The sequence below is a fragment of the Paraburkholderia sp. genome (assembly GCF_035501035.1).
GTDB lineage: Bacteria > Pseudomonadota > Gammaproteobacteria > Burkholderiales > Burkholderiaceae > Paraburkholderia.
In genome coordinates this window covers 1-22,805 of sequence record NZ_DATJWR010000054.1, presented here as the reverse complement: position 1 = coordinate 22,805, position 22,805 = coordinate 1, and the positions used below count along the sequence as shown (strand labels likewise).

The window sequence follows — 22,805 nt, the reverse complement described above, 5'->3', positions numbered from 1 at the left end:
GCAACGTGGAATGCCGCTGTGAACTGGAGCGGTAACAGGTTAGGGACGATTAACCATCATGGTTGAACTTGAAATAGACGGCAAGAAGGTGCAGGTGCCCGAGGGCAGCATGGTGATCCAGGCTGCGCAGCGGGTCGACACGTACATTCCGCACTTCTGCTATCACAAGAAGCTCTCCATCGCGGCCAACTGCCGGATGTGCCTCGTCGATGTCGAGAAGATGCCGAAGGCCGTGCCTGCGTGCGCGACCCCGGTGTCGCAAGGCATGGTCGTGCGCACGATGTCGGACAAGGCCGTGCAGGGTCAGCAAGCCGTGATGGAATTCCTGCTGATCAACCACCCGCTCGACTGCCCGATCTGCGATCAGGGCGGCGAATGCCAGTTGCAGGATCTGGCCGTCGGTTACGGCAAGTCGGCGTCGCGCTACAGCGAAGAAAAGCGCGTCGTGTTCCACAAGAACGTCGGCCCGCTCATCTCGATGGAAGAGATGACGCGCTGCATTCACTGCACGCGCTGCGTGCGCTTCGGCGACGAAATCGCCGGCGTGATGGAACTCGGCATGCTCGGCCGCGGGCAGCATTCGGAGATCAGCACGTTCCTCGGCAAGACGGTCGACTCGGAACTCTCAGGCAACATGATCGACCTGTGCCCGGTCGGTGCGCTCACGAGCAAGCCGTTCCGCTTCTCGGCGCGTACGTGGGAACTCTCGCGCCGCAAGTCGGTGAGCCCGCACGACGGCACGGGTGCGAACCTCGTCGTGCAGGTGAAGAACAACCGTGTGATGCGCGTGCTGCCGTTCGAGAACGAATCCATCAACGAATGCTGGATCTCGGACAAGGACCGCTTCTCGTATGAAGGCCTGAACAGCGAAGACCGTCTCACGCGCCCGATGATCAAGCATGGCGGCGAGTGGGTCGAGACTGACTGGCAGACGGTGCTCGAATACGTCGTGAAGGGCATCAAGGGCATCAGCGATGAACACGGCGAGAACATGCTCGCCGCGCTGGTCAGCCCGCACAGCACGACCGAAGAACTCTACCTCGTGAAGCAGCTCGCGGACGCGATCGGCACGCCGAACGTCGATTTCCGTCTGCGCCAGAGCGACTTCTCGGCGCCGCTGGCAGGCGCGCCGTGGCTCGGCACGAAGATTGCCGACCTCTCGTATGCCGACTCGGCATTCGTGATCGGCTCGTTCCTGCGCCGCGACCACGCGCTCTTCGCCGCGCGTCTGCGCCAGGCTGCGAAGGGCGGCGCGCAGGTGACGTTCCTGCAAGCTACGGCCGACGGGTCGCTGATCCCGAACGCGCAGCGCATCGTCGCAGCGCCTTCGGCGTGGGTCGACGAGCTGGTCTCGGTCGCCGCCGCCGTCGCCGAGGCGAAGGGCGTCGCGCTGCCCGAAGGCTTCGCGGGTGCACAGGCAACCGAAGCCACGAAGCAGGTCGCCGCATCGCTCGCGAGCGGCGAGCGCCGCTTCGTGCTCCTCGGCAACGCCGCGGTCCAGCACCCGGAATTCTCGCATCTGCACGCGGCTGCGCAGTTCATCGCCGAAACGACGGGCGCCACGCTCGGCTTCCTCACGGAAAGCGCCAACACGGTCGGCGCGCACCTCGCGGGTGCGCTGCCGGGCCGCGATGGCCTGAATGCGCGCGAAGCGTTCGAACAGCCGCGCAAGGGCTATCTGCTCTTCAACATCGAGCCGGAATTCGATACGGCGAATCCTGCTGCCGCGCGCGCCGCGCTCGCGCAGGCGGAAATGGTCGCCGTGTTCTCGCCGTACAAGACGGGCCTCGACTACGCCGACGTGCTGTTGCCCATCGCGCCGTTCACGGAAACGTCGGGCACGTTCGTCAACGCCGAAGGCACGATCCAGACGTTCAACGGCGTCGTGCGCGCGCTGGGCGACACGCGTCCGGCCTGGAAGGTCCTGCGCGTGCTCGGCACGTTGCTCGGCGCTCCTGGCTTCGAATACGACACGGCGGAAGAAGTGCGCCGCAAGGCACTCGGCGACGGCAGCATCGAAGGTCGCCTCTCGAACAAGACGGCCGCCACGCCCGCACGCGGCAGCCTCACGAAAGCGGTTGAAGGTCGCTTCGAGCGCATCGCCGACGTGCCGATCTATCACGCGGACCCGATCGTGCGCCGCGGCGAAGCGCTGCAACTCACGACGGCGGCCCGCGTGGCGAACACCATTGGCCTGCCGGCTGCATACTTCGATCAGCTTGGTCTGAAGGAAGGCGACGCGGTTCGTGTGCGCCAGGGCGAGCTCTCGGTGACCGCGCCCGCGACGCGCGATGCGAATCTTGCGCCGACGGTGGTGCGCGTGTCGGCGGCAACGCCGGCCGGTGCGCAACTCGGCAGCCTGTTCGGTGAACTGCTGGTGGAGAAGGCGTAAATGAGCTTGTTCGATACGATCAATGCAGGCGGCAGCCAGCTGCTCGGCGTGGCATGGCCCACGGTGTGGGCGCTGGTGCGAATTCTCGTCGTCGCGGTGGTGATCCTGTTGTGCGTCGCGTACCTGATCCTCTGGGAGCGCAAGCTGATCGGCTGGATGCACGTGCGTCTGGGCCCGAATCGCGTGGGGCCTGCGGGTCTCCTGCAGCCAATCGCCGACGTGCTGAAGCTGCTCCTGAAGGAAGTCATTCAGCCCGCGCAGGCGAGCCGCTGGATCTACATGGTCGCGCCGATCATGGTGGTGGTGCCGGCGTTCGCGGTCTGGGCGGTGATTCCGTTCCAGGCGGGCGCGGTGCTCGGCGACATCAACGCGGGCCTGCTGTACGTGATGGCGATCTCGTCGATTGGCGTCTACGGCGTGATTCTCGCGGGCTGGGCTTCGAACTCGAAGTACGCGTTCCTTGGCGCGATGCGCGCCGCGGCGCAGATGGTGTCGTACGAAATCGCAATGGGCTTCGCGCTCGTCGTCGTGCTGATGGTGTCGGGCAGCCTGAATCTCTCGGACATCGTGGGCGGCCAGATGCGCGGCATATTCGCGAGCTGGGGCATCACGTTCCTCTCGTGGAACTGGCTGCCGCTCCTGCCGATGTTCGTTGTCTACTTCATCTCGGGCATTGCCGAAACGAACCGCCATCCGTTCGACGTGGTGGAAGGCGAGTCGGAAATCGTCGCGGGTCACATGATCGTTTACTCGGGTATGGCGTTCGCGCTGTTCTTCCTCGCCGAGTACATCAACATGATCGTGATCTCCGCGCTCGCCTCGGTGCTGTTCCTTGGCGGCTGGAGCGCGCCGTTCGCTTTCCTCGAGTTCATCCCCGGCGTGTTCTGGCTGGTGCTGAAGGTCTTCTGCCTGCTGTCGATCTTCATCTGGGCCCGCGCAACGTTTCCGCGTTACCGCTATGACCAGATCATGCGTCTCGGCTGGAAGGTGTTCATTCCGGTCTGCGTCGTGTGGCTGATCGTGGTCGGCTTCTGGTACATGTCGCCGTTGAGCATCTGGAAATAAGGGGGCGACGAAATGAACGCTATCCAAAACTTCTTCAAGACGTTCTTCCTGACCGAGTTGCTCAAGGGCCTCGCGCTGACAGGCCGTTATGCCTTCAAGCGCAAGTTCACCGTGCAGTTTCCGGAAGAAAAGACGCCGATTTCCCCGCGTTTTCGCGGTCTGCACGCGCTGCGTCGCTATGAAAATGGCGAAGAGCGCTGCATCGCGTGCAAGCTGTGCGAGGCCGTGTGCCCCGCGCTCGCCATCACGATCGAATCGGAAGTGCGCGAGGACAACACGCGCCGCACGACGCGTTACGACATCGACCTGACCAAGTGCATCTTCTGCGGCTTCTGCGAAGAGAGCTGCCCGGTCGATTCGATCGTCGAAACGCACATTCTCGAGTATCACGGCGAGAAGCGCGGCGATCTGTATTTCACGAAGGAAATGCTGCTGGCCGTCGGCGATCGCTACGAAGCGCAGATCGCAGCGAACAAGGCAGCGGATGCACCGTACCGTTGATCTCAGTTTGACGCTGCATCGGCCCGCGGTTCGGGCCGGCTGCGGGGAACGCGTGTGCTGTAAAAGTACCGCGAAGCCGCAGCCTGACCGCCGCGGCGCGACACTCACAGGTCTGGCCGCCAGTCTGCGTCGCGCAATTCGCTTCACGATGGCCTCAACGATGAACCAGTAATCATGGAATTCACGACCGTTCTGTTCTACATCTTCGCGCTGTTGCTCACGCTATCAGGGCTGAAGGTGATCACCTCGCGCAATCCTGTCTCGTCGGCGCTCTTTCTCGTGCTCGCGTTCTTCAACGCGGCCGCGATCTGGATGCTGCTCGAGGCGGAATTCCTCGCGATCCTGCTGGTTCTCGTCTACGTGGGCGCGGTGATGGTGCTGTTCCTGTTCGTCGTGATGATGCTGGACATCAACATCGACGTGCTGAGCCGCGACTTCAAGCGCTTCATCCCGGTGGCGACCATCGTGGGCGCGATCATCGTGGTCGAAACCGCGCTGATCCTGTGGCACGGCTACGGCGCGACGAGCACGCCGGTGCCCGACACCTCGGCAGCGGCTGCTTCGGCGGTATCGAACACGCACCTGATCGGCAAGATCATCTACACCGACTACATCTTCGCCTTCGAAGTCGCCGGCCTCGTGCTGCTGGTGGCGATCGTCGCGGCCATCGCGCTCACCGTGCGCGAGCCGAAGGACGCCAAACGCCAGAACGTTTCGAGGCAGATCAACGTGCGTCGCCAGGACCGCGTGCGCCTCGTGAAGATGAAACCCGTGAAGGAAGTTCCGGAAGTCGCGCAGGCAACCGATGCCGATGCCGCGGCGGCAACCCCGCCCGCAGCCGGCGCGAAGAGCTAAGCAGAGAGGAGCGAATCATGTTGACCCTGGCCCATTATCTCGTCCTCGGCGCGATCCTCTTTGCGATCTCGATCGTTGGCATTTTTCTCAATCGGCGCAACGTCATCATCATCCTGATGGCGATTGAGCTGATGCTGTTGGCGGTGAACACGAATTTCGTCGCGTTCTCGCATTATCTCGGTGACGTTCACGGACAGATTTTCGTGTTCTTCGTGCTAACTGTTGCGGCAGCGGAAGCCGCGATTGGTCTGGCTATTCTTGTGACCCTGTTCCGCAGCCTCGACACGATCAACGTCGAGGACCTCGATCAGCTCAAAGGCTAAGGCAGGCTGCTATGGCAACAACACTCAACGAAACCTTATTGCTGGCGATCCCGCTAGCGCCACTCGCCGGTTCTCTCATTGCCGGTTTGTTCGGCAAGACGGTGGGGCGCGCGGGCGCGCATACGGTCACCATTCTCGGCGTGGCGATAGCCTTCGTGCTTTCGTGCATCACGCTGCTCGACGTGATGGGCGGCGCGAGCTTCAACGCGACCGTCTACGAATGGATGTCGGTGGGGGGCTTGAAGTTCGAAGTCGGCTTCCTCATCGACTCGTTGACGGCGCTCATGATGGTCATTGTGACCTTTGTGTCGCTGATGGTGCACATCTACACGATCGGCTACATGGCGGACGAAGAGGGCTACCAGCGCTTCTTCTCGTACATCGCGCTCTTCACGTTCTCGATGCTGATGCTCGTCATGAGCAACAACTTCCTGCAGCTGTTCTTCGGCTGGGAAGCGGTGGGTCTCGTCTCGTACCTGCTGATCGGCTTCTACTTCAAGCGTGAGAGCGCCATCTACGCGAACCTGAAGGCGTTCCTCGTGAATCGCGTGGGCGACTTCGGCTTCCTGCTGGGCGTTGGTCTTCTGCTCGCGTACGGCGGCTCGCTGAACTACAACGACGTGTTCGCGAAGGGCCACGAAATCGCCGCGCTGACGTTCCCGGGCACCTCGTGGAATCTGCTCACGGTCGCGTGTATCTGTCTGTTCATCGGTGCAATGGGCAAGTCGGCGCAGTTCCCGCTGCACGTGTGGCTGCCCGACTCGATGGAAGGCCCGACGCCGATCTCCGCGCTGATTCACGCGGCAACCATGGTCACGGCCGGTATCTTCATGGTCGCGCGCATGTCGCCGCTGTTCGAACTCTCGGAGGCCGCGCTCTCGTTCATCGTCGTGATCGGCGCCATCACCGCGCTCTTCATGGGCTTCCTTGGCGTGGTCCAGAACGACATCAAGCGCGTGGTCGCGTACTCGACGCTCTCGCAGCTCGGCTACATGACGGTCGCACTTGGCGTTTCGGCTTACCCGGTCGCGATCTTCCACCTGATGACGCACGCGTTCTTCAAGGCGCTGCTGTTCCTCGGCGCGGGCTCGGTCATCATCGGCATGCACCACGATCAGGACATGCGCAACATGGGCGGCCTGCGCAAGTACATGCCCATCACGTGGATCACGTCGCTCATCGGTTCGCTCGCGCTGATCGGTACGCCGTTCTTCTCGGGCTTCTACTCGAAGGATTCGATCATCGACGCCGTGAAGCTCTCGCACCTGCCGGGTTCGGGCTTCGCGTACTTCGCGGTGGTCGCGAGCGTGTTCGTCACGGCGCTGTACTCGTTCCGTATGTACTTCCTCGTGTTCCACGGTGAAGAGCGCTTCCGCGGTCCGAAGCACCCCGAATCGCCGATGGCGATCGAAGCGGCCCATGCCGCTCACGACGGTCATGGCCACGGCCACGACGATCACCACGTCCACGTGCCGCACGAGTCGCCGTGGGTGATCTGGGTGCCGCTCGTGCTGCTCGCAATTCCTTCGGTGATCGCCGGCGCGTTCGCGATCCAGCCGTTGCTCTATGGCGGTTTCTTCTCGCATGGCGTGGCGTTCCAGGACGTCATCTTCGTTGGGCAGAACCACGAAGCGCTCGCTGAGATGGGTCAGGAATTCCAGGGCTGGGCCGCGATGGGCGCGCATGCGTTCTCGGGTCTGCCGGTGTGGCTCGCGCTCGCGGGTGTGGTGGTGGCGTGGTTCTTCTACATGAAGCGCCCGGATCTGCCGGCTGTCGTGTCGCGCACGTTCTCGCCGGTCTACAAGCTGCTGGAAAACGCGTATTACCTCGACAAGATCAACGAAATCGTCTTCGCTCGCGGAGCGGTCGCTATCGGTCGCGGTCTGTGGAAGGAGGGCGATGTCGTCGTGATCGACGGCGTCGTAAACGGGAGCGCCAAGTTTATCGGCTGGTTTGCAACTGTCATTCGTTTCCTGCAATCCGGCTATATCTATCACTACGCATTCGCCATGATCATTGGCATGCTTGGCCTCCTTACCCTGTTTGTAACGCTCGGCGGCAAATAAGGCGAGGAAACGCATGCACGCAACCCCGATTCTCAGTATTGCGATATGGATGCCGATCATTTTCGGCATCATCGTTCTTGTAGTGGGTTCTCGCAGGAACCCGAGCGCGGACCGCTGGCTCGCGCTCATCGGTTCGGTGCTTAGTTTCCTCGTTACCATTCCGCTCGTTACGGGCTTCGACACGACTACGGCTGCCCTGCAGTTCGAGGAGAAGTCGGTCTGGATCGAGCGGTTCAATATTACGTATCACCTGGGCATCGACGGCATCGCAATGTGGTTCGTCGTGCTCACGGCGCTCATCACCGTGATCGTCGTGATCGCGGGCTGGCAGGTCATCGAGAGGAACGTCGCGCAGTACTACTCGGCGTTCCTCATCCTGTCGGGCCTGATGATCGGCGTGTTCTGCGCCGCCGACGGTCTGCTGTTCTACGTGTTCTTCGAAGCCACGCTCATTCCGATGTACATCATCATCGGCGTGTGGGGCGGACCGAACCGCGTGTACGCAGCGTTCAAGTTCTTTCTCTATACGCTGGCCGGCTCGCTGCTCATGCTGGTCGCGTTGCTGTACCTCTATCGCGAAACAGGAACCTTCGACCTTGCCACCTGGCAGGCCGCGAAGCTTTCGATGACGCCGCAGATCCTGCTATTCATCGCGTTCTTCTTCGCGTTTGCCGTCAAGGTGCCGATGTGGCCGGTCCACACGTGGTTGCCGGACGCGCACGTCGAAGCGCCGACGGGTGGCTCGGTCGTGCTGGCCGCCATCATGCTCAAGCTCGGCGCATACGGTTTCCTGCGTTTCTCGCTGCCGATCACGCCGGATGCGAGTCACTACCTGGCGCCGGTCATCATCACGCTGTCGTTGATCGCTGTGATCTACATCGGCCTCGTGGCGATGGTGCAGGCGGACATGAAGAAGCTGGTCGCGTACTCGTCGATTGCCCACATGGGCTTCGTCACGCTCGGCTTCTTTATGTTCGGCCCGTCGAGCCAGCTTGCGATGGAAGGCGGCATCATCCAGATGATCTCGCACGGCTTCGTCTCGGGCGCCATGTTCCTGTGTATCGGCGTGCTGTACGACCGCATGCACACGCGCGACATCGCCGACTACGGCGGCGTCGTCAACACCATGCCGAAGTTCTCCGCGCTGGTCATGCTGTTCGCGATGGCTAATTGCGGCCTGCCGGGCACTTCGGGATTCGTTGGCGAATTCATGGTGATTCTGGCGGCAGTGCAGTTCAACTTCTGGATCGCTTTCGGGGCGGCGTTCACGCTGATCCTCGGTGCAGCCTATACGTTGTGGATGTACAAGCGCGTGTACTTCGGCGCGGTCACGAACGATCACGTTCGTGAGCTGAAGGACATCAACGGTCGCGAATACTTCATGCTTGCGGTGCTCGCGCTGTTTACGCTTTTCATGGGCATCTACCCGAAGCCCTTTACCGATGTGATGCACGTTTCCGTGGAAAACCTCCTCTCCCACGTCGCAGTGTCGAAACTGCCGCTGTCACAGTAATACCGAGCGGAGGACTCAAAGATCATGCCAAACGCCCCTATGAACGCTCTGCTGCCCGACGCACTGGTTATGACCGGTCTCGTCGTTGCGTGGCTCAACGACACGTTTACCGGTCCCTCGGGCCGGCGCACGACCTATTTCATCGCGCTGCTCACAAGTGTCGTAGCCGGTATCTGGTTTGCGGTCCTCGCGTTCGATCCGCGCGTGAGCTACTTCTTTACGCGAATGTACGTGGTCGACCCGTTCGCGAGCGCGATGAAAGCGGTGGTTACGCTCGGCTATGCCGTGTCGATCGTGTACTCGCGCAAGTACCTCGAAGACCGCGACATGTTCCGGGGCGAGTTCTTCCTGCTTGGCATGTTCTCGCTGCTCGGGCAGATCGTGATGATCTCGGGCAACAACTTCCTCACGCTGTATCTCGGCCTCGAGTTGATGTCGCTTTCGCTCTATGCGGTCATCGCACTGCGTCGTAACGCGACGCAGTCGAACGAAGCGGCCATGAAGTACTACGTGCTGGGTGCGCTCGCATCGGGTTTCCTGCTCTACGGCATCTCGATGCTGTACGGCGCGACCGGCTCGCTCGAGCTGAACGAAGTGTTCAAGGCCGTCGCCTCCGGCCACATCAACGACATCGTCCTGCTGTTCGGCGTGGTGTTCATCGTGGCGGGCGTGGCGTTCAAGATGGGCGCGGTGCCGTTCCACATGTGGGTTCCCGATGTCTATCAGGGCGCGCCCACAGCCATGACGCTGCTCACCGGCGGCGGTCCGAAGGTCGCGGCATTCGCGTGGGCCGTGCGCTTCCTCGTGATGGGCCTGCTGCCGCTCGCCGTCGACTGGCAGCAAATGCTCATCATCCTCGCCGCGCTCTCGATGATCGTCGGCAACATCACGGGTATCGTGCAGCGCAACGTCAAGCGCATGCTCGCGTACTCGGCCATCTCGAATATGGGCTTCGTGCTGCTCGGCCTGCTCGCCGGCATTGTCGACAACAAGGCGACGGGTGCTGCCAGCGCGTACAGTTCGGCAATGTTCTACAGCATCATCTACCTGATCACGACGCTCGGCGCGTTCGGCATTGTCATGCTGCTCGCACGCCGCGACTTCGAGGCGGAAACGCTCGACGACTTCAAGGGCCTGAACCAGCGCAGCCCCGTGTTCGCGTTCGTCATGATGCTCATGATGTTCTCGCTCGCCGGCATTCCGCCGACGGTTGGCTTCTACGCGAAGCTCGCCGTGCTCGAAGCGACGATGAACGCGGGCCTCACGTGGCTCGCCGTGCTCGCGGTGATCACGTCGCTGTTCGGCGCGTTCTACTACCTGCGCATCGTCAAGCTGATGTACTTCGACGCGCCGCAGGACACCGCGCCGATCGAGGGCCATGCGTTCAACCGCGCGCTGCTTACGCTCAACGGCGTGGCCGTGCTCGTGCTCGGCATCATCCCGGGTCCGCTGATGTCGCTCTGTCTGCAGGCCGTTTCGCATACGCTGCCGCTCTAATGTCGGCAGCGGGCTGGTTCATCGTGCTGTTGGCGCTCGCGGGCGCCAACGTGCCGTTTCTCAACCAACGATTGTTCGGCGTGGTGCCGCTTCGCGCACCGAAGAAGAGCGCGTGGATTCGCATCGCTGAAGTGATCGTGCTGTATTTTGTGGTCGGTGCGTTCGGCTTCCTTCTGGAGGCGCGCGCCGGTAACCGCTTCGACCAGGGCTGGCAGTTTTACGCGATCACCTTCAGTCTTTTTGTCGTGTTCGCGTTCCCCGGCTTCGCCTGGCAATATCTCGTCAAACGCCGCCCGGCGTGATGCGCGCTCCGGCTTGCAGCCGGTTCGCGCAGTTCGACCCGCCGTTCGACCTGCATTTGAGAGATCCCAATTCAAGCGGCGCGCCCGCGTTTTTCCCGACTTTTTGAGCATCCCCGAGGCTGAACATGGCTGAACATCATCAACACGACCTGGCGCTCGCCGAGACGTGCGTGGAAAGCACGACGCTGTACGCGGGCAATTTTCTGACCCTCAAGCGCGACGTCGTGGCGCTGCCGGACGGCAAGCACGCGACGCGTGAGTTCGTCCAGCATCCCGGCGCGGTGATGGTGATTCCGCTCTTCGACGACGGGCGTGTGCTGATGGAGCGCCAATACCGCTATCCGCTTGCGCGCGTGATGACCGAGTTCCCGGCCGGCAAGCTCGATCCGCAGGAGGGTGCGCTTGCGTGTGCCATTCGCGAGCTCAAGGAAGAGACGGGCTATACGGCGCGCGAGTACGTCTACCTCACGCAGATCCACCCCGTGATCTCGTACTCGACCGAATTCATCGATATCTATCTCGCTCGCGGCCTGACGGCGGGCACGGCGCAACTCGACGACGGCGAGTTTCTCGAGACCTTCACGGCGACGGTTCCCGAACTGCTCGAATGGGTGCGCACCGGCAGGATCACCGATGTGAAGACGATCATCGGCACGTTCTGGCTCGAAAAGGCGCTCTCGGGTGCGTGGCCGCTGGCGAAGCCGGAGCAGGGCTGAGGCGTTTGACGCGCTTCGCAGTTCGATCGACGGCGGCCCGCATGGCCGCCGTCGTCGTTTCTGCGCTTGTGCGCCGACGAGCCCCGCAGCGAAGCGCCTTCAGCGCGCACGCTCCGGTGGCGCTACAATCGAGACCCCGGGAAAATCCCGGGTGGTTGGCACCAGGATTTTTTTCGAACGATCGTTCACAAATTTACGATTTGCGCTAAACTCACCGCAAGCCTCGATTCCCCATGAAGGTCCTCGATTTACAGTGTCCAGACGGCCATCGGTTTGAAGGCTGGTTTGCATCGGTTGACGACTTCGAGTCGCAACTCTCTCGCAAGCTGGTTGAATGTCCGATGTGCGGCGCCACGAGTGTGAGCCGCTTGCCGTCCGCGCCCCGGCTGAACCTGTCTGGCGCGAGTGAGACGCCGCACGCGTCGCCTCGCGAGCAGGCAACTCAGTGGCAGGCGCACGCGATGCGTGTGATGCGTGAGGTCCTCGAGAAGACGGAGAACGTGGGCGACCGTTTCGCCGAGGAGGCGCGGCGCATTCACTACAACGAAGCGCCGTCGCGCAGCATCCGTGGAGTCGCTTCCGCGGAAGATGCGCAAGCTCTCGTCGAAGAAGGCATCGATGTGATGCCGCTGCCGGTTCCGGCCGCGCTGAAGGGTCCGCTGCAATAAAGCCATGCGGGTCTTCGCCGCGGCGCGGGGTTCACTCCGCACCGGCCGCGGCCAGGAGACACTGCGCATGGATCTGGACTACACCCCCGCCGACGACGCATTTCGCGCCGAAATCCGCGCCTGGCTCGAGGCAAACCTGCCTCAAGCGCTGCGCGACAAGGTTCTCAACCACAAACGCCTCTCCCGCGACGATATCGCCAGCTGGCACAAGCTGCTAGGCCAGCGCGGCTGGTCCGCGCCCGCGTGGCCCGTCGAATGGGGCGGTCCAGGCTGGACGGAAACGCAGCGCCACATCTGGGATGCCGAGTGCGGCCGCATCGGTGCGCCGATGGTCCTGCCGTTCGGCGTTTCGATGGTCGCGCCCGTGCTCATGAAGTACGGCAACGAGGCGCAAAAGCGCCGCTATCTCCCGCGTATCCTCTCCGGCGAAGACTGGTGGTGTCAGGGCTACTCGGAGCCAGGTTCTGGCTCCGATCTCGCCTCGCTGCGCACGCGCGCCGTCCTGGCCCACGGCGCCGAGGGCGATCACTATGTTGTGAACGGCCAGAAGACCTGGACGACGCTGGGCCAGCACGCCGACATGATGTTCTGCCTCGTGCGCACCGACCCCGCCGCGAAGAAGCAGGAGGGCATCTCGTTCCTGCTGATCGACATGAAGACGCCCGGCATCACCGTGCGCCCGATCATCACGCTCGACGAAGATCATGAGGTCAACGAAGTGTTCTTCGAGGACGTGAAGGTGCCGGTGGAAAACCTCGTCGGCGAGGAGAATCGCGGCTGGACCTACGCGAAGTATCTGCTCGGCCATGAGCGCACGGGCATCGCGCGCGTGGGCGCATCGAACCGCGAGCTCGCGTTCCTCAAGGGTGTCGCGCTCAAGCAGAAGAAGAACGGCAAGCCGTTGCTCGAAGATCCCGTGTTCGCGGCGCGTGTGGCGGCCGTCGAAATCGAGCTGATGGCGCTCGAAGTCACCGCCGAGCGCGTGATCGCGAGCGCATCGAACGGACGCGGCCCCGGCCCCGAGGCGTCGATGCTCAAGATCAAGGGAACCGAGATCCAGCAGGCGCTGACCGAACTGATGGTCGATGCGGTCGGCCCGCTTGCGGCGCCGTTCGATCCGGCCTTCCTCGAGGGCGAGCGCGCGCACGCGGCAGGTGGCGACGACGACGCGGCTCCGCTCGCGGCTTACTACTTCAACTATCGCAAGACGTCGATTTACGGCGGGTCGAACGAAATCCAGAAGAACATCATCGCGCAGATGATTCTGGGGATTTGAGGAGCGGCGCAATGAACTTCAATTTCACCGAAGAGCAACAGCAACTCGCCGACGCGCTGCGTCGCTATCTCGACAAGAACTACGGCTTCGAAGCGCGCCAGGCGATCGTGAAGACACCTGCGGGCGTCTCGAGCGAGCACTGGAAGGCTTTCGTCGAGCTCGGCCTCACGGCGCTGCCGGTGCCAGGCGAGCAGGGCGGCTTCGACGGCGCGCCGTTCGACATGCTGGTGGTCATGCAGGAATTGGGTCGCTCGCTCGTGATCGAGCCGTACTGGGCGACTGTGGTGGGCGTCGAGGCGATCAAGCTCGCGGGCTCATCGACGGCCGAAAATGCGGGGCTGCTCGAGCGCGTGGCTTCAGGCGAGGTCAAGCTCGCCGTGGCGTTTCATGAACCCGAGGCGCGTTACGACCTGTTTTCGCTCGAAACGCAGGCGAAGGAAACTGGCGACGGCTTCGCACTCACGGGTGTGAAGTCCGTCGTGCAGCATGGCGCGCAGGCCGACTACTGGATCGTGGCCGCGCGGCTTGCGGGCGAGGTGGCGCTTTTCGTCGTCGCGCGTGATGCGAAGGGCGTCGAGGTGAGCGACTACCGCACGATCGACGGCCAGCGCGCCGCGACGCTCACGTTCAAGGACGCCAGGGCGCGCCGCCTCGGCGACGCCCACACCGGCGCGGCGACGTGGGAGCGGGTTGCGGACTACGCCACGTTCCTGCTGTGCGCGGAAGCGGTGGGCGCGATGGACGCGCTCAATCACGCGAGCGTCGAATACACGAAGACGCGCCAGCAGTTTGGCGTGCCGATCGCGCGCTTCCAGGCGCTGCAGCACCGCATGGCCGAGATGCTGATCCATGCCGAGCAGGCTCGTTCGCTGACGTACCTTGCCGCTGCGCGCTACAGTAGCGAGTCGCCCGACGAGCGGCGTCGAGCAATTTCGGCGGCGAAGGCGCGCGTGGGTCAAGCGGCGCGTTTCATCGGCCAGCAGGCGGTGCAACTGCACGGGGGCATGGGCGTTACTAATGAAGTCGCGGCGGCGCACCTGTTCAAGCGCCTTGCGATCATCGAAACGACGCTCGGCGACGTCGATCATCATCTTGCGCGCTTTGCCTCGCTGCCGGGTTTTGCGCATGCTGCGTGAGGCGCGGCGCAGGCGAGGCAGACAAGCGGAGAGCATGGGATGGGTTTGAGTTACGAAGATCTCGAAGTGGGCAAGCGCTATGGGGTCGGCTCGCACACTTTCGAGCGCGACGAGGTGGTGCACTTCGCGGAGCAGTTCGATCCGCAGCCGTTCCACCTGAGCGAGGCGGGCGGCGAGGCGTCGATGTTCGGCGGCCTCGTGGCCAGCGGTTGGCACACCTGTTCGGTCATGATGGGCATGCTCGTGCGCAACTTCCTGAAGGATTCGACCTCGATGGGCTCGCCCGGTGTCGACGAGATTCGCTGGCTCAAGCCCACGCGCGTCGGCGACACGCTCACGATGACGAACACGATCCTCAGCAAGCGCGTTTCGGCAAGCAAGCCCGATCGCGGCATCGTCGAGACGCAGTGGGAGGGGCACAACCAGCACGGCGAACTGATCGTCACAGTGCGCTCGAAGGCGTTGTTCGGCTTGCGTGATCCGGCAGATTCGCGGGCAAATTCGCTGGAAAACTCGAAGGGGGGCGCATCGTGAGCGAAAGCGACATCATGCAGATCGCCGACGCCGCCGCGCTGCGTGCGCTCATCGGCGCATCGCCGCTCGTGAGCGGCTGGCGCGAGGTGAGCGAAGCCGACGTACACGGCTTTGCCGATGCGACGGGCGACCATCAGTGGATCCATGTCGACGCCGAGCGCGCGCGCCGCGAGTCGCCATTCGGCGGCCCGATCGCGCATGGCTTCCTCACGCTTTCGCTGATTCCCGCACTGCTCGGCGCCACGCTGCAGATGCGCCAGCGCATGGGCGTGAACTACGGCCTGAACCGCGTGCGCTTCACGCAGCCGGTGCCGGTGGGCGCGAAGGTGCGCGCGCGCATCGCGGTAAAGGAAGCGAGCGACTTGGAAGGCGGTGGCGTGCAGGTCGTCTGGGACGTGTGCGTCGAGCGCGAGGGCAGCGAGCGGCCCGCCTGCGTGGCCGAGTTCATCACGCGGCACTATTTCTAGGTCTGCGGGCTCGATAAAAAGGGGCGCTCTGCCGCGAGGCGGGCGCCCCTTGCTCGTTTTGCAGCAGCGAACGGAGCTTCAGTGTTTGGCGTACTGTGTCGCGCCGAACAGCATTTCCTTCGCCTTCTCGTCCATCAGCGGCTTGCGCACGTTCGCGAGCACCTCGACGCCGCGCTTGACCGCCGGCCGCGCCGCGATCGCTTCGTGCCAGCGCTTCACGTTGGGCAGCGCATCGAGGTCGATGCCCTGGTTCTGCCACGAGCGCGTCCACGGGAAGGCGGCGATATCCGCGATGGTGTACTCGTCGCCGGCCAGATATTCGGTCTTCCCGAGCTGCGTCTCCATCACGTTGTAGAGGCGCTTCGCCTCATTCGTATAGCGATTGACGGCGTAGTCGATCTTCTCGGGCGCGTAGATGCGGAAGTGGTGCGCCTGGCCGAGCATGGGGCCGAGGCCGCCCATCTGGAACATCACCCATTGCAGCACGTCGTAGCGCGCGGCGAGGTCTTCGGGCATGAAGCGGCCCGTCTTCGCGGCGAGATAGATCAGGATCGCACCCGACTCGAACAGCGAAAACGGCTTGCCGTCGGCGCGGCGCGGACCTTCGGAATCGGTAATCGCCGGAATCTTGTTGTTCGGGCTGATGGCGAGGAATTCGGGCTTGAACTGGTCGCCCGCGCCGATATCGACCGGATGCACCCGGTACTCGAGGCCGGTTTCCTCGAGCATGATATGGACTTTGTGACCGTTCGGCGTGGCCCAGCTGTAGACATCGATCATCGTGGCTCCTTGGCACCCTATGAAAAGGCGCCGCAAACCCTGCCACGACGCCAGATCTGGCGCAAATTAGCATAGATCGGCGCCACTCGCAGAGGGCGCATGAGCGCCCCTGCTGCGCTTGTGGGCTTACGACCGGGTGACGGGCATTTCCACCCGCGAGGCTGCCCCGGCGTCCAGGTAGCGCGCGAGTTCGAGCTTGGCGATGGCATTGCGATGCACTTCGTCGGGGCCGTCCGCGAAGCGCAGCGTGCGCGCCGAGGCATAGGCATAGGCGAGCGGGAAGTCGCCGCTCACGCCGGCCGCGCCGTGCACCTGCATCGCCCAGTCGATGACCTGGCAGGCCATGTTCGGCGCGACCACCTTGATCATGGCGATCTCGCCGCGCGCGCCCTTGTTGCCCACGGTGTCCATCATGTACGCGGTCTTGAGCGTGAGCAGGCGCGCCTGCTCGATCATGCAGCGCGCCTCGGCAATGCGCTCCTGCGTGACCGTCTGCGAGGCGACCGGCTTGCCGAACGCCACGCGCGAGAGGGCGCGCCTCGCCATGAATTCGAGCGCGCGCTCCGCGAGGCCGATCAGGCGCATACAGTGGTGGATGCGGCCCGGCCCGAGGCGGCCCTGCGCGATCTCGAAGCCGCGGCCCTCGCCGAGCAGAATGTTCGATGCGGGCACGCGCACGTTTTCGAGCGTGATCTCCATGTGCCCGTGCGGTGCGTCGTCGTAGCCGAACACGGTGAGCGGGCGGCGCACGGTGATGCCGGCCGTGTCCGAGGGCACGAGGATCATCGATTGCTGGGCATGGCGCGGCGCGTCGGGCTCGGTCTTGCCCATCAGGATGTAGATCGCGCAACGCGGGTCGCCCGCGCCCGACGACCACCACTTCGTGCCGTTGATCACGTAGTCATCGCCATCGCGCTCGATGCGAGTCTGGATGTTCGTCGCGTCGGAGGACGCGACGTCGGGCTCAGTCATCAGGAAGGCCGAGCGGATCTGGCCTTGCAGCAGCGGCTCGAGCCATTGCTGCTTGTGCGCCTCGGTGCCGTAGCGCTCGATCGTCTCCATGTTGCCGGTATCCGGCGCGCTGCAGTTGAACACTTCGGGTGCGAAGTGCACGCGGCCCATGATCTCGCACAACGGCGCGTATTCGAGATTCGTGAGTCCAGCGCCACGAGTGGAGGCGGGCAGGAAGAGGTTCCACAGCCCCGCCTCGCGTGCCTTCTCTTTCAACTGTTCGACGATCGCCGTGGGCACCCACGCGTTGCCGTTCGCGCGATTGCGCTCGACTTCCTCGTGGAAGATGGCCTCGTTCGGATAGATGTGTTCGTCGAAGAACGCGAGCAGCCTCTCGCGCAGCGCCTGCACTTTCGGGGAGTAATCGAAGTTCATCAGTGACCTCGCAAAGCGATGCAGTGACCAGGAAAAAAGGGAGTCCCGTTAAGGACCGGATACCGACAATTCGTAAGTATGACTAAGGTCAGCGAACCTTCTGCGCGTAGCGCCAGGCGAGCTCGGCCATCGGCCTCGCGCGGCGGCCCGCGTCGAGCGCCTGCGCGCTCGCGGCCGTGCCGTCCACCACGCGCTTCATGATGCCCTGCAGAATCGCCGCGATCCGGAACATGTTGTACGCAAGGTAGAAGTTCCAGTCGCCGCGAATCTCGAGGCCGGTGCGCTCGCAATAACGTTGCACGTAGTGGGCCTCGTCGGGAATGCCGAGCGCCTGCCAGTCCAGCCCTGCAATACCGCGGAACTGTGCGGGATCGACGTGCCACGCCATGCAGTGATACGAAAAGTCGGCGAGCGGATCGCCGAGCGTGGAGAGCTCCCAGTCGAGCACGGCCAGCACGCGCGGCTCGCTCGGGTGGAAGATCAGGTTGTCGAGCCGGTAGTCGCCGTGCACGACCGACACGCGCGAGCCGCCGTTGCCGGACTCATCGGGCAAGTGCTGCGGCAGCCATTCGATGAGGCGATGCATCGCGTCGAGAGGCTCCGTTTCGGAGGCCTGATACTGGCGGCTCCAGCGATCGATCTGGCGTGCGAAATAATTGCCGGGCTTGCCATAGTCGGCAAGGCCCACGGTTTCGGGCTTCACGTTGTGGAGCGCCGCGATCACTCGGTTCATTTCGTCGTAGAGCGCGCCGCGCTCCTCGCGGGTCATGCCGGGCAGCGACTGATCCCACAGCACACGGCCCTCGACGTACTGCATCACGTAGAACGCGCGGCCGATCACCGCTTCGTCATCGCAGAGCGCGAGCATTTTCGCCACCGGCACGTCGGTCGCAGCGAGTGCGTGCATGACGCGATATTCGCGTTCGATCGCATGCGCCGAAGGCAGCAGCTTCGCCTTCGGCCCCGGCTTCGCGCGCATCACGTAGGTGCGGCCGGGCGTGACGAGCTTGAACGTTGGGTTCGACTGGCCGCCGGCGAATTGCTCGACTGTGAGCGGACCCTCGAAGCCTTCCACGTGGGCGGTGAGCCAGGCGGCCAGCGCCTCGGTGTCGAAGCGCTGGCGCTCGGCGACCGGGCGCGTGCCTTCGAAGGCCGAGTAGTCGGTGCGCGTTTGCGCTGCTTTTTGAGTGTCTCCATCCGGGGTGGCTTGCGCCATGTGCGTCTCCCTTCTCTTATGGTGTGTCGCTCGCTATGGGACCGGAGCAAGCGCCCTGCATGGGTCCGGAGTCAATGCCAAAGCACTGACTCCGGCCAACAGCCGAAACGCTAACTCCGGTCGACCTGCGGGCGATAGCGCAGGTATTGCGCGTAAAGCATCTCCATCGTGGTGTTGCGAACGTCGCGGTGCAGCGGCGAGGGCGGCGCGTAGTTGAGCGTGCGCACGACCCAGTCCTCTGGCTTGATCCCGACATCGAGCGCATTGATACAGCCGGTGGCCTGCGCGAGATGTCCGAAGAACGCGCGGCCGCCTGCCGTGATGGCATGCGAGAGAATCGCGCGGTTCACGCCGCCGTGCAGCACGAGCAGCGCCGTGTCCCACGACGGATCCGCGCGCAGCGCAGCCAGCGCCGGGAGCACGCGGTCGAGCAGTTCGCCGATGGTCTCGCCGCCCAGAAAGCGCGTGTGCTCGGGCACGAGGCCGTCGAACACGCGCAGGAACGCGTCTTCGATTTCGGCGGGGGGAATCGCGACGAGGCGGCCGCCGCGAATCTCTTGCCATGCCGGCTGCACTTCGAGCTCGATCGGCTGGCCGGTTGCCGCGAGCACGCGTTGCGCGGTTTCGACCGTGCGACGCAGCCCGCTCACGATCACGCGATCGAAGTGCACGCCCTGTGCGGCGAACGACTCGCCAGCAGCCGTTGCCTGGGCGCAGCCGTGCTCGTTGAGGGGGACGGTGTCCGGGTCGATTGCGCGACCCGTGTCGTCGAAGTAGGTGACGTCTCCGTGCCGCATCAGGTAGAGGCGGCGGCGCTCGGGCAACTGGTATTCGCTCATGGGGTTATGGCTTATCTGTAGACGGGCGCGCGCTTCTCGAGGAACGCCGTGATGCCTTCGAGCCCGTCGCGGTGATGCAGCGAGGCGACGAAGCTTTCACGTTCGGAGGCGAGCTGTGCTTCGAGCGGTTGCGTGTCGGCGACGTTCGTGAGGCCCTTGATGCGCGCCACCGAGTTCGGCGAGATTTTCGCGAGTTCGTCGCCCCAGGCGAGCGCCGTGTCGAGCGCCGATTGCGGCTTCGCGAGCCGGTTCACGACACCGAGTTCCGCGAGGCGCGGCGCGGCGATCGGCTTGCCTTCGACCATCAGCTCGAACGCGAGCGCGCGCGGGAGCACGCGCGAGAGAAACCACGAGCCGCCGCCGTCGGGCGTGAGGCCCACGCGCGAATAGGCCATGACGAACTTCGCGTCTTCGGCGGCGACGAGCAGATCGGCGGCGAGCGCGAGCGAGAAGCCCGCACCCGCGGCCGCCCCTTCGACTGCCGCGATCACGGGCTTGCTCGACTGGCGCATGGCGGTGACCCATGCGGCCAGCATGTCGATGCTGGCGGCTTGCACCGAGGGGTCCTTCGCGCGATTTTCGAGCAGGCGGTTCAGGTTGCCACCCGCGCAGAAGAAGTTGTCCGCGCCCGTGAGGACGATCGCGCGCAGCGACGTGTCGCGCTCGGCGGCGTCGAAGGCCTCGATGGCTGCGGCGTACATGTCGGGGTGCAGCGCGTTGCGGGCGCCGGGGTTCGACAGCGTCAGGACGAGTGTCGATTCATGGCCTTCGGGGCGGGTGCTGCGGAGTTCGGCGCTCATTGCGGTGCCTCGTTCGATGCGTTGACGTCTGCTGCGTCGGGTTGTGTCAGGGAAAGGCCGAGTTGTGCGCGGCGCGCGAGCCACGGTGACGGGCGATAGCGCGGATCGCCGAGCACGGAGTGGATGTTGCGCAGGATCGTGAGGATCGTGCGCGCGCCGAGCGCGTCGCCGAGTGCGAGCGGACCGCGCGGGTAGCCGAGGCCGAGCGTGACCGCGAGGTCGATGTCGCCTGGCGTGGCAATGCCCTTTTGCGCGATGTCGCAGCCGATGTTGACGATCGTCGCAACGATGCGCTGCGCGACGAAACCCGTCGAGTCTCGGATCACCGTGACGGGCACGCCATCGGCGGCGAAGAGCGCGTGACCGGCGTCGCGCGCGGCGCGCGTGGTGGCGGGCGTCGTCATCAGCGTGCGGCGCTTCGCGGTATCGAGCGGGAAAAGCGTGTCGATGGCGACCACTCGGCTCGCGTCGAGTTGCTCGTCGAGCGCGGCGGTCGTGGCGTCGAGGCCGAGTGGCGCGACCACGATCAGCGCGTCGGCGGAGGGCGTGTCGCTTTCGTCGACCGGTACGCTGGCCTTCGCGGCGAGCGCGAGAATGGCGCCGCGCGCGACGGTGTTGCCGCGGCTCACCCAGACGCGCGCCGGCAGCGCAGTGGGCGCGGCCGGTTCGTCGGGCACTTGTTGCTTGCCGTCGACATAACGATAGAAACCTTCGCCCACTTTGCGGCCGACGAGTCCGCCCGCGAGCCGCACGCCCGTGATGGGCGAGGGCGTGAAGCGCGGCTCCTCATAGAACTGGTGATAGATCGACTCCATCACGGGATGCGAGACGTCGAGCGCGGTCAGGTCCAGCAGCTCGAAAGGTCCGAGCCTGAAGCCCGCCTGCTCGCGCATGATGCGATCGATCTCGACGAAGCTCGCCACGCCTTCGCCCGCCACGCGCAGGCCTTCGGTATTCATGCCGCGGCCCGCGTGATTGACGATGAAGCCTGGCATGTCCTTCGCGCGCACCGGCGTGTGGCCCATGCGGCGCGCGAGGCTCATCAGCGCGTCGCCGGCCGCCGGGTCGCTGCGCAGGCCGTCGATCACTTCGACCACCTTCATGAGCGGCACGGGGTTGAAGAAGTGATAGCCCGCGACGCGCGACGGGTCGCTGCACGCGGCGGCGATGGCGGTGATGGACAGCGAGGAGGTATTCGAGACGAGCAGGCAGTTGCCGCTCACGACGGTTTCCAGTTCGCGAAAGAGCGTGCGCTTCGCTTCGAGATTCTCGACGATCGCCTCGATCACGAGATCGCAGCCCGCGAGGTCGTCGAGCGTATGCGCGCCGGCGACGCGTTCGAGTGCGGCCTTCGCGGCGTGCTCGTCGAGCTTGCCTTTTGCCGCGAGTTTCGCGAAGGTGTCGGCGAGATAGTCGCGCGCGGCGGCGGTTGCTTGCGGATTCGTATCGTAGAGGCGCACTGCGAGCCCCGCCTGTGCGGCGATCTGGGCGATGCCCCGGCCCATTGCGCCGGTGCCGACGATGCCGATTGTCTCAATGTTGAAATGATGGGAAGTCATTGGAAGCCTGGCTCCATGATTGGCCTAGAATAGCACGGTCGTACAATTTCATGAAAAAGGTTCGGCGCGGGTCTGCAAATTCGTTGCGGGCTGCGAGCCGCTCTCAAGGAGGTCATACGGATGATCAAGCTCCATGGTTTTGCGCTCTCGAACTACTACAACAAGGTCAAGCTCGTGCTGCTCGAGCACGGCATCCCGTTCGAGGAGGTGACGACGAAGCTGCCCCTTGGCGAGGCGCAACTCGCCCATTCTCCCGCCGGCAAGGTGCCCTATATCGAAACGGAGCAGGGTTTTCTGTGCGAATCGCAAGTGATCGTCGAATATCTGGCTGCGCGCTTCCCGGACAAGCCCATTTTCGCGTCGGATCCGTGGCAGGCGGCGAAGGAGCGTGAGCTCATCACGTTCATCGAGACGCATCTCGAACTCACCACGCGTGAGCTTTATGGCGAGGCGTTCTTCGGCGGGAAGGCGAGTGACGAGGTCAAGGCGACGATGGAAAAGCGTCTGCGCCGCTATGTGGCGAGCTTCAAGCGGCTCGCGAAGTTCGCGCCTTACGTGGCGGGCGATCAGTTTGGCGTGGCCGATGCGGCGGCGTTCGTGAGCCTGCCGCTCGTGGGCCGCGCGACGCAGACGATCTACGGCAGCGATTTCCTCGCCGACGCGGGCATCGACTGGAAGTCGTATATCAAGCGGATCGGCGAGCGCCCGGCGGCGCAGCGCGTGAACGCCGATCGCAAGGCGTACATCGAGGCGAACTCGTAAGCGTGACGGGGCCTTGCGCGCCCCGTTGCCTCGCCTCGCGCGCGATGATCGGGAACGCACTGCCGTTCGCGGATTCATCGCGCGAGAGGGGGCTCAGAGCCGTGCGAGCCGCTCGAGCGCGGTCGCGAGCGTGCTCTCCTGCTTGGCGAAGC

General features: G+C 64.1%; 22 protein-coding genes. 16 read left to right on the top strand and 6 right to left on the bottom strand.

What is annotated here, in order from left to right:
• Positions 1-58 precede the first annotated feature (58 nt).
• The 15 genes from nuoG to VMJ11_RS03245 all read left to right on the top strand — a co-directional run bounded on the left by nuoG (position 59) and on the right by VMJ11_RS03245 (position 15,311).
• Positions 59-2,392 (top strand): NADH-quinone oxidoreductase subunit NuoG, encoded by a 2,334-nt coding sequence (nuoG, locus tag VMJ11_RS03315; RefSeq protein ID WP_325616870.1) that lies wholly within the window; start codon positions 59-61, stop codon positions 2,390-2,392.
• Positions 2,393-3,457 (top strand): NADH-quinone oxidoreductase subunit NuoH, encoded by a 1,065-nt coding sequence (gene nuoH, locus VMJ11_RS03310; RefSeq protein WP_325616868.1) that lies wholly within the window; start codon positions 2,393-2,395, stop codon positions 3,455-3,457.
• 12 nt (positions 3,458-3,469) lie between these two features.
• The gene (gene nuoI / locus VMJ11_RS03305) at positions 3,470-3,958 is read left to right on the top strand and encodes an NADH-quinone oxidoreductase subunit NuoI (protein ID WP_325616866.1); all 489 of its coding nucleotides are present in this window, start codon (positions 3,470-3,472) and stop codon (positions 3,956-3,958) included.
• 174 nt (positions 3,959-4,132) lie between these two features.
• The gene (locus tag VMJ11_RS03300) at positions 4,133-4,813 is read left to right on the top strand and encodes an NADH-quinone oxidoreductase subunit J (RefSeq protein WP_325616864.1); all 681 of its coding nucleotides are present in this window, start codon (positions 4,133-4,135) and stop codon (positions 4,811-4,813) included.
• A gap of 17 nt (positions 4,814-4,830) precedes the next feature.
• The gene (gene nuoK, locus VMJ11_RS03295; RefSeq protein ID WP_006052894.1) at positions 4,831-5,136 is read left to right on the top strand and encodes an NADH-quinone oxidoreductase subunit NuoK; all 306 of its coding nucleotides are present in this window, start codon (positions 4,831-4,833) and stop codon (positions 5,134-5,136) included.
• A gap of 11 nt (positions 5,137-5,147) precedes the next feature.
• The gene (gene nuoL / locus VMJ11_RS03290) at positions 5,148-7,202 is read left to right on the top strand and encodes an NADH-quinone oxidoreductase subunit L (protein WP_325616861.1); all 2,055 of its coding nucleotides are present in this window, start codon (positions 5,148-5,150) and stop codon (positions 7,200-7,202) included.
• A gap of 13 nt (positions 7,203-7,215) precedes the next feature.
• Positions 7,216-8,715, top strand: a complete 1,500-nt coding sequence (locus VMJ11_RS03285; RefSeq protein ID WP_325616859.1) for an NADH-quinone oxidoreductase subunit M — start codon at positions 7,216-7,218, stop codon at positions 8,713-8,715.
• 24 nt (positions 8,716-8,739) lie between these two features.
• Entirely contained in the window at positions 8,740-10,212 is a 1,473-nt protein-coding gene (nuoN, locus tag VMJ11_RS03280; RefSeq protein ID WP_325616857.1) for an NADH-quinone oxidoreductase subunit NuoN, read from the top strand.
• Positions 10,212-10,514, top strand: a complete 303-nt coding sequence (locus VMJ11_RS03275) for a DUF2818 family protein (protein ID WP_325616855.1) — start codon at positions 10,212-10,214, stop codon at positions 10,512-10,514. Before nuoN ends, VMJ11_RS03275 begins: the two co-directional genes overlap by 1 nt.
• Positions 10,515-10,639: 125 nt before the next feature.
• Positions 10,640-11,230, top strand: a complete 591-nt coding sequence (locus VMJ11_RS03270; protein WP_325616853.1) for an NUDIX hydrolase — start codon at positions 10,640-10,642, stop codon at positions 11,228-11,230.
• A 233-nt stretch (positions 11,231-11,463) separates the two neighbouring features.
• Positions 11,464-11,898 (top strand): DUF1178 family protein, encoded by a 435-nt coding sequence (locus tag VMJ11_RS03265; protein WP_325616851.1) that lies wholly within the window; start codon positions 11,464-11,466, stop codon positions 11,896-11,898.
• Positions 11,899-11,965: 67 nt separating this feature from the next.
• Positions 11,966-13,174, top strand: a complete 1,209-nt coding sequence (locus VMJ11_RS03260; protein WP_325616849.1) for an acyl-CoA dehydrogenase family protein — start codon at positions 11,966-11,968, stop codon at positions 13,172-13,174.
• An 11-nt stretch (positions 13,175-13,185) separates the two neighbouring features.
• Positions 13,186-14,310 (top strand): acyl-CoA dehydrogenase, encoded by a 1,125-nt coding sequence (locus tag VMJ11_RS03255; protein ID WP_325616847.1) that lies wholly within the window; start codon positions 13,186-13,188, stop codon positions 14,308-14,310.
• A 39-nt stretch (positions 14,311-14,349) separates the two neighbouring features.
• Positions 14,350-14,844, top strand: coding sequence for a MaoC family dehydratase (locus tag VMJ11_RS03250; RefSeq protein ID WP_325616845.1), 495 nt, complete (start codon positions 14,350-14,352; stop codon positions 14,842-14,844).
• 14 nt (positions 14,845-14,858) lie between these two features.
• Positions 14,859-15,311 carry a MaoC family dehydratase gene (locus VMJ11_RS03245; RefSeq protein ID WP_325616904.1) on the top strand — a complete coding sequence of 151 codons (453 nt, stop codon included), beginning with the start codon at positions 14,859-14,861 and terminating at the stop codon, positions 15,309-15,311.
• Between the two features lie 78 nt (positions 15,312-15,389).
• On the opposite strand, the gene VMJ11_RS03240 is transcribed toward VMJ11_RS03245, so the two are convergent.
• The 6 genes from VMJ11_RS03240 to VMJ11_RS03215 all read right to left on the bottom strand — a co-directional run bounded on the left by VMJ11_RS03240 (position 15,390) and on the right by VMJ11_RS03215 (position 21,891).
• On the bottom strand, positions 15,390-16,091 hold the full coding sequence (locus VMJ11_RS03240) for a glutathione binding-like protein (protein ID WP_325616843.1): 702 nt from the start codon (positions 16,089-16,091) through the stop codon (positions 15,390-15,392).
• Between the two features lie 126 nt (positions 16,092-16,217).
• Positions 16,218-17,477 (bottom strand): acyl-CoA dehydrogenase family protein, encoded by a 1,260-nt coding sequence (locus VMJ11_RS03235; RefSeq protein WP_325616841.1) that lies wholly within the window; start codon positions 17,475-17,477, stop codon positions 16,218-16,220.
• Between the two features lie 88 nt (positions 17,478-17,565).
• Positions 17,566-18,693, bottom strand: coding sequence for a phosphotransferase (locus VMJ11_RS03230; protein ID WP_325616840.1), 1,128 nt, complete (start codon positions 18,691-18,693; stop codon positions 17,566-17,568).
• Between the two features lie 110 nt (positions 18,694-18,803).
• Positions 18,804-19,532: a histidine phosphatase family protein gene (locus VMJ11_RS03225; protein ID WP_325616838.1), complete on the bottom strand. Its 729-nt coding sequence runs from the start codon at positions 19,530-19,532 to the stop codon at positions 18,804-18,806.
• Between the two features lie 11 nt (positions 19,533-19,543).
• Entirely contained in the window at positions 19,544-20,332 is a 789-nt protein-coding gene (locus VMJ11_RS03220) for an oxepin-CoA hydrolase, alternative type (protein WP_325616836.1), read from the bottom strand.
• A complete protein-coding gene (locus tag VMJ11_RS03215; protein WP_325616834.1) occupies positions 20,329-21,891 on the bottom strand; it encodes a 3-hydroxyacyl-CoA dehydrogenase in 1,563 nt (520 codons plus the stop codon). The genes VMJ11_RS03220 and VMJ11_RS03215 overlap by 4 nt, the downstream gene beginning before the upstream one ends.
• Before the next feature lie 120 nt (positions 21,892-22,011).
• Here VMJ11_RS03215 and VMJ11_RS03210 point away from each other — a divergent pair, with 120 nt between their 5' ends.
• A complete protein-coding gene (locus VMJ11_RS03210; protein ID WP_325616832.1) occupies positions 22,012-22,653 on the top strand; it encodes a glutathione S-transferase in 642 nt (213 codons plus the stop codon).
• Positions 22,654-22,805 lie beyond the last annotated feature (152 nt).